Origin of the sequence: Armatimonas sp. (assembly GCF_043760365.1) — a bacterium.
GTDB lineage: Bacteria > Armatimonadota > Armatimonadia > Armatimonadales > Armatimonadaceae > Armatimonas.
This window is the reverse complement of the sequence record NZ_JAYUPA010000237.1, coordinates 1-5,734: the sequence shown is the minus strand read 5'-3', so window position 1 is coordinate 5,734 and position 5,734 is coordinate 1. Positions and strand designations below refer to the sequence as shown.

Genomic DNA, 5,734 nt, shown 5'->3' with positions numbered 1-5,734 from the left:
CCAGCCGCCCGATCTCACAGACCCGGAAGCGCATTTCCTCCATCCCGGCGTAGTCGGCGTAGTAGCGCACGGCAAAGTCCGGGGCGGTGGGATAGCGCGTGCGGCGTGGGGAGAGAAGCTCGTAGCCCACGCTGCCGTCTGCTTCTTGCACGGCGATGGCATAGTCATGGTAGATGAAATCATCTACAGGGACGCCGCCGGCAAAGCGCGCGGCACCACTGGCGACGGCGGTGAAGACGAACTCGTTGTCGTGGCGGACAATGGCCTCGGGGAAGAAGCTATCCACGACAGCCGGGACTTCGGGCAAGAGCGTCGAGCCGCCCGTGAGCAGTACTTCGTCCACTTTCCAGTCCGGCGCAGACTCAGCGAGCTGCGTTTTAATGTCCGTGAGCGCTGTGCGAAGATCGTCGTAGAGGCCGCGTTTGGTCATGAGAGCCACGAGTGTCTCACGGTCGAGCGTGCGCTGAATCCCCCGCCAGGAGATCGGGGTGGAGCCGCCGGTGCGGCTCACGGACTCTTTGGCGCGCATCACCTCCCACTTGGCATCGTAGCGCCCGGCGGCGATATCCTCAAAGCCGGGGAGCAGCTCCTCCATCAGCCAGTAATCCACATCGTCGCCGCCCCGGCCCACCATGTGCTTGGCCAGAATCGGCGCCGCCCCGGAGGCCAGCACGCCCGGCCCGAGGCGAATCACCGCGAGGTTTAGCGTCCCCCCGCCCCAGTCCACCACCAGGAGGGTTTCGTCGCGAGCCACGTTCACCCCGTAGCCCAGCGCGGCGGCAATCGGCTCGTCAATCGTCTTGAATGTCTTCGCTCCGAGGCGCTTTGCCAGGGCGCTCAGCTCCGCGCGGTAGGTCTCGAAGTACCCGACCGGCCCCGAGATAGTGAGCTGCGTCAGCTTCTTATCGCCGAGTGTCTCCCGCGCCGCCGTGATCAGCTCGCGCAAAAATAAATACGCCGCCTCCCGTGCGGGGATGGGCCTGCCACTTGCCTGGGCGACAGTTTTATCGGGGGTCTGCGCCAGCGCCCGTTTGAAGCTCTGGGCAAAGCCGGGCGCACCGCCCTCAAAGTTGTAGGCCAGCGCCGCCTGCCCGATCAGTGCCTCGGGCTCCGTTACCCAGAAGCGCGGCCAGAGGCGACGGCGCTTCTCTCGCACAAAGACACAAGTCGGCACCAGAGTCGCTTGCGTCGTCGGCTGCTCCCGCGCGATGGCGGGCAAGGAGATCACCCGGATATTGCCTTCCTCCACCACGGCGATCACACTGTTCGTTGTCCCAAAATCAACAGCAAGTTCCACGGGGAGAGTATACCGCCACACGAACGTGGGCGACTCCGATTTCAATCGGAGCCCAGCTCCGTCATTGTCTGTTTCTTCCTCCGCGCTCAGACTCGTCAGGCTCCTGCGTGGTTGCAGATTGGTGTCTTGGTGCAAATTATACTTGCTTTGAAAGCTTGAGTATGGTAGACTCCACACCGACAATCTCATAAATTAGTGGCGATGACGAGGCTAGTAGGCACGTTTCGGACTTTCAGAGAGCAGCGGGTTGGTGCGACGCTGTAGACGAACGTGACGCAGAGCGAATATGCTTTGCAGCGAACTCCCCTCCGAGCCGAGGTGGTGAAGCGGTTTTCAAACACCGTGTGTAGTCCCTCCGGGTGCGCCCGAAACAGCGCATCGAGTGGTCGTTTCCTTCCGACACTCCCCTACTTGTGGGGGCCAGGGGGGCGGGATGACAATTCGGGTGGTACCGCGGGAGCGTGCTCCAGAGAACACTCTGGAAACGCCTCTCGTCCCGATCAAACAAGCACGACGGGACGAGGGGCATTTTTGTTTTTTGCCTCCGTCCATAAATTTAGAGTCTGCGGAAAGGACGAAAGAATTATGGCAAAGATCAAATCAACGGGCGCGAAAGCGGTCCTGGAGTGTATGCGACGCGAGGGGGTGACGATCATGTTCGGCTACCCTGGCGGCGCGGTGATTCCCTTCTACGACGAGCTCTACCACTGCGACTTCATTCACCATGTTTTAGTGCGCCACGAGCAGGGCGGCGGGCACATGGCCGAGGGCTACGCCCACGCCACGGGCAAGGTGGGAGTGTGTCTGGGTACCAGCGGCCCTGGGGCAACCAACCTGGTGACCCCAATCTGCGACGCCATGATGGACTCCATTCCTCTCGTGTGTCTGACGGGCCAGGTACGCACCGAGGTGATCGGCAAAGACGCGTTTCAAGAGGCCGATATCACTGGTATCACCATGCCCATCACCAAGCACAACTGGCTGGTTAAAGACGCGAACGAGCTGCCGCGTATCATGCACGAGGCGTTTCATATCGCCCGGAGTGGTCGCCCTGGTCCCGTGCTCGTGGATATTCCCGTGGATGTCTTCCGTACCGTGATCGAGTACGACCCCGACGAGGCGCAACAAGTGAGCATTCGCTCCTTCAAGTCGGACTTCAAAGTGCACCCGCTCTCCATCCGCCGCGCCGCCGAGCTTATTGCGGAGGCGAAGAAGCCAGTGCTCTATGTGGGCGGTGGGGCGAAGGCTGCTGGGGCACACGAAGAGCTGCTGGAGCTCGTGCGCCGCACCAATATTCCCGTCACCACGACGCTACACGGTCTGGGGACTTTCCCGGAGAACCATCCCCTGAGCCTTGGAATGCTAGGCATGCACGGAACGGCCTACTCCAACTACGCCGTGCATAACTGTGATCTACTGATCTCGGTGGGAGCACGCTTCGATGATAGAGTTACCGGCAAAGTCTCTGCGTTTGCTCCCGATGCCAAAGTGATCCACATGGACATTGACCCCGGCGAGATCAATAAAGTCCGCCGCGCCGATGCCTCGATTGTGGGTGACTGCAAGGCCGCGCTGACCGAGCTCCTCAAGCTTGTCAAAGAGGCAGGCGACTTCTCGGCGTGGCACACGGAGATCGGGAAGTGGAAGGCGGAGTTCCCGCTCGAAGCCCCAGACGGCACAGAGGATGGCATCATCCACGCGGAGTTCGCCATCCGTGAGCTGGCACGCCTCACCAACCACGATGTCACGGTGGTCACCGATGTGGGCCAGCACCAGATGTGGGCGGCGCAGCATTTTGGCACCCGCAAGCCCCGGCAGTTTATTACATCGGGTGGGCTGGGCACGATGGGCTTCGGCCTGCCCGCCGCCATTGGCGCATCGTTCGCCTCGAATGGCAAGGAGCCGGTCTGGTGCATCTCGGGCGATGGCTCGATCCAGATGTGCATTCAGGAGCTGATGGTCGCCAGTATCTACAAGCTGCCGGTGAAAGTGATGATCCTCAACAACCAGTATCTCGGCATGGTGCGCCAGTGGCAGGAGATGTTCTGGCAGAAGCACTACTCGTCGGTGAACCTGGAGCAAGCCCCAGACTTTGTGAAACTGGCCGAGGCCTACGGGATTCTGGGCCTGTTCTGCGACAAGCCCGAGGAACTGGAAGCAACACTGAAGCGCGCTATGGAGCACGATGGCCCCGTGGTGATGGACATCCGGGTGGCAAAAGAGAGCAATGTCTTCCCGATGATTCCGTCGGGCCAGACGATCAACGAGATGATGGTGCGCAAGCCCGAGCCTCTGCTCGCCCCGCCCAGTGTCTGCCACTTCGAGCCCAAGGACACCCGCGTCCCCGATCCCAACGAGGTCGTGGATGTCGCACGGTAAGTGTCTCTCCCTCGGTTTCGTCAATGTCTACTTTATTGACAGTGGCGAGCCGGGGGGTGACTGGGCGCTGATTGACACGGGGCTCCCGTTGCACTTCTCGACGATTGTCAGAGAGGCGCAGCGGCGCTACGGCAAGATCGCGCCCACGGGTATCTATCTCACGCACGGACACTACGACCATGCGGGAAGCGCGGCGGCGCTCGCGGCCTACTGGAACATGCCGATCTTTGCCCACGAGGCGGAGCTGCCGTTTCTGACGGGGCAGTGCGACTATCCCCCCGCCGATCCAAGCTCTTGCGGTGGCTGGCTCTCCCTTGCGTCGCGCTTTGCCAGCACGCATGGCAAAGACCTGCGGCCCTTTGTCCAGCCACTGACCGAGGGGCCTCTAGGCTGGGACGTCATTCCTCTTCCCGGTCACACACTTGGGCAAGTGGGCTTCTGGCAGGAAGCCACACGGACACTGATTGCGGGCGATGCTCTGATGAACCTGAAGCTGGATACCTGGCGACCGCGCCGAAAGCTTACCTGGCCACCACAACCGTTTACGACGGACTGGTTCGCCACCCGTAAGAGCCTGGAGACGATCCTAGAACTGCGCCCTCAGACACTCTATTTTGGCCACGGCGATCCTCTGCTGAATGCACCGTTGGACGAGATTACCCAGTGGTTCGCGATCGCTCGAAAAGGCCGCTATATCGGGGAGCCCGTGCGCACGGCCCCCGATGGCAGCCTGATCATCGCACCTGCCACCCAAGACCCGGCGAAACAACTCGCCAAGACCGTCGCGCTCGGGGCGCTGGCGGCAGGTGCTTATTTTCTTTTGAAACGCAAACAAAACTCATGACAGAAACACATACGATCACCGTTCTGGTAGAGAACCGCCCCGGCGTCCTCGCCCGCGTCTCCGGCCTCTTTGCCCGCCGTGGCTACAATATCGAGAGCCTCACTGTGTCCATCACCGACGATCCCAATGTCAGCCGGATGACGCTGGTGGTGGGGGGCGATTCGGATATTTTAGAGCAGATCACCAAGCAGCTCCATAAGCTACTTGATGTGCTAAAAGTCTACGACTATGTCAATACGCCGATGCTGGAGCGTGAGCTGGCTCTGATTAAAGTGACGGTTACCCCCGAGCGGCAAGTCGAGCTGATCCAGCTTGTGACACAAGTCTTCGGCGGCAAGATCATAGACACCACGGATAAAGTCTTTGTGGTAGAAGTGACCGGCGGCGCGGAGAAAATAGACGCGTTTGAGAAACTCATGGAGAGCTACGGCATCCGCGAGCTGGTTCGTACGGGCCGGATCGCGCTGATGCGAGGCTCACGGACCGTTTAATTCCATGCACTACCCGGAGTTTGATGCACTCTGTCACGAGGTGGCCGGTAAGCTCTCTGAGCTGCGCCGCCTGACGATGGAGACCGTGATTTTGACGGACGATCAAGAAGCGCTGCTGGCGGAGCTAACCCGCCTGCTGCGTCTCACCGACGCCGCGTCGTCCCAGCAGATCCACTCGCTTCTGGGCGATACCACCACGCCGGACAGTGCGTTTCTCGCCGAGCTACGTGACGAGCTGCCGCTGCTGGCATCACCCGCGGTGCGTATGGCCCTCTCCCCCCGCTTCGCGGCCATCTCCCCCGGCTCGTTCCTCACCATCCCCTCTTCCCCTAGTGCTCCTTCGTCGCGGGAAGAGGGGCTAGGGGAGATGGCTTTCCCCCTGCGTGTCCCCCTCACTAGTCACGATCCCGCCGTCCGCTTTGCCCACTGCGGCATCAACGGCGTCTGGTGGGCCATTGCAATAGATAACAATACCGCCCTGCGCTTCGACAGCCGCGCCGACCTCGACGCCTACCTCGCCATCGAGTGGCAGACCGAGCGCGAGAGCCACATCCTGCGCTGGCCTCCCGAAGAAGCGACGACGCCCACCAGCCCTCCCGAAGTCAGCATTCCCGAGGGCATGCTGGAGCTGACCTACTGGGACATCCGCCCTGCCTACCCCGATGACTTTCGTCTGCTCTTTGCTCGCGATGCCGAAAACAAGTACTGCCTGATCGTCACCGA

General features: G+C 61.2%; 5 protein-coding genes. 4 read left to right on the top strand and 1 reads right to left on the bottom strand.

The genetic code is table 11. The features are described 5' to 3' along the window. On the bottom strand, positions 1-1,297 hold a 1,297-nt coding region (locus ACH2EH_RS05695), incomplete at its 3' end, for an Hsp70 family protein (protein WP_395139776.1). A gap of 585 nt (positions 1,298-1,882) precedes the next feature. Between ACH2EH_RS05695 and ilvB the strand changes: the two genes are divergently transcribed. From ilvB to ACH2EH_RS05675, 4 genes are all read left to right on the top strand, one after another. Continuing rightward, positions 1,883-3,676 (top strand): biosynthetic-type acetolactate synthase large subunit, encoded by a 1,794-nt coding sequence (ilvB, locus tag ACH2EH_RS05690; RefSeq protein ID WP_395139774.1) that lies wholly within the window; start codon positions 1,883-1,885, stop codon positions 3,674-3,676. Beyond that, positions 3,663-4,520, top strand: coding sequence for an MBL fold metallo-hydrolase (locus ACH2EH_RS05685; protein ID WP_395139772.1), 858 nt, complete (start codon positions 3,663-3,665; stop codon positions 4,518-4,520). Before ilvB ends, ACH2EH_RS05685 begins: the two co-directional genes overlap by 14 nt. Beyond that, positions 4,517-5,011 carry an acetolactate synthase small subunit gene (gene ilvN, locus ACH2EH_RS05680; protein ID WP_395139770.1) on the top strand — a complete coding sequence of 165 codons (495 nt, stop codon included), beginning with the start codon at positions 4,517-4,519 and terminating at the stop codon, positions 5,009-5,011. The genes ACH2EH_RS05685 and ilvN overlap by 4 nt, the downstream gene beginning before the upstream one ends. Positions 5,012-5,015: 4 nt before the next feature. After that, on the top strand, positions 5,016-5,734 hold a 719-nt coding region (locus ACH2EH_RS05675), incomplete at its 3' end, for a hypothetical protein (RefSeq protein WP_395139768.1).

Bases quoted from the DNA above. Each gene is read 5' to 3' on its own strand.
- ilvB (WP_395139774.1), top strand. From the start codon at position 1,883: ATGGCAAAGATCAAATCAACGGGCGCGAAAGCGGTCCTGGAGTGTATG.
- ACH2EH_RS05685 (WP_395139772.1), top strand. From the start codon at position 3,663: ATGTCGCACGGTAAGTGTCTCTCCCTCGGTTTCGTCAATGTCTACTTT.
- ilvN (WP_395139770.1), top strand. From the start codon at position 4,517: ATGACAGAAACACATACGATCACCGTTCTGGTAGAGAACCGCCCCGGC.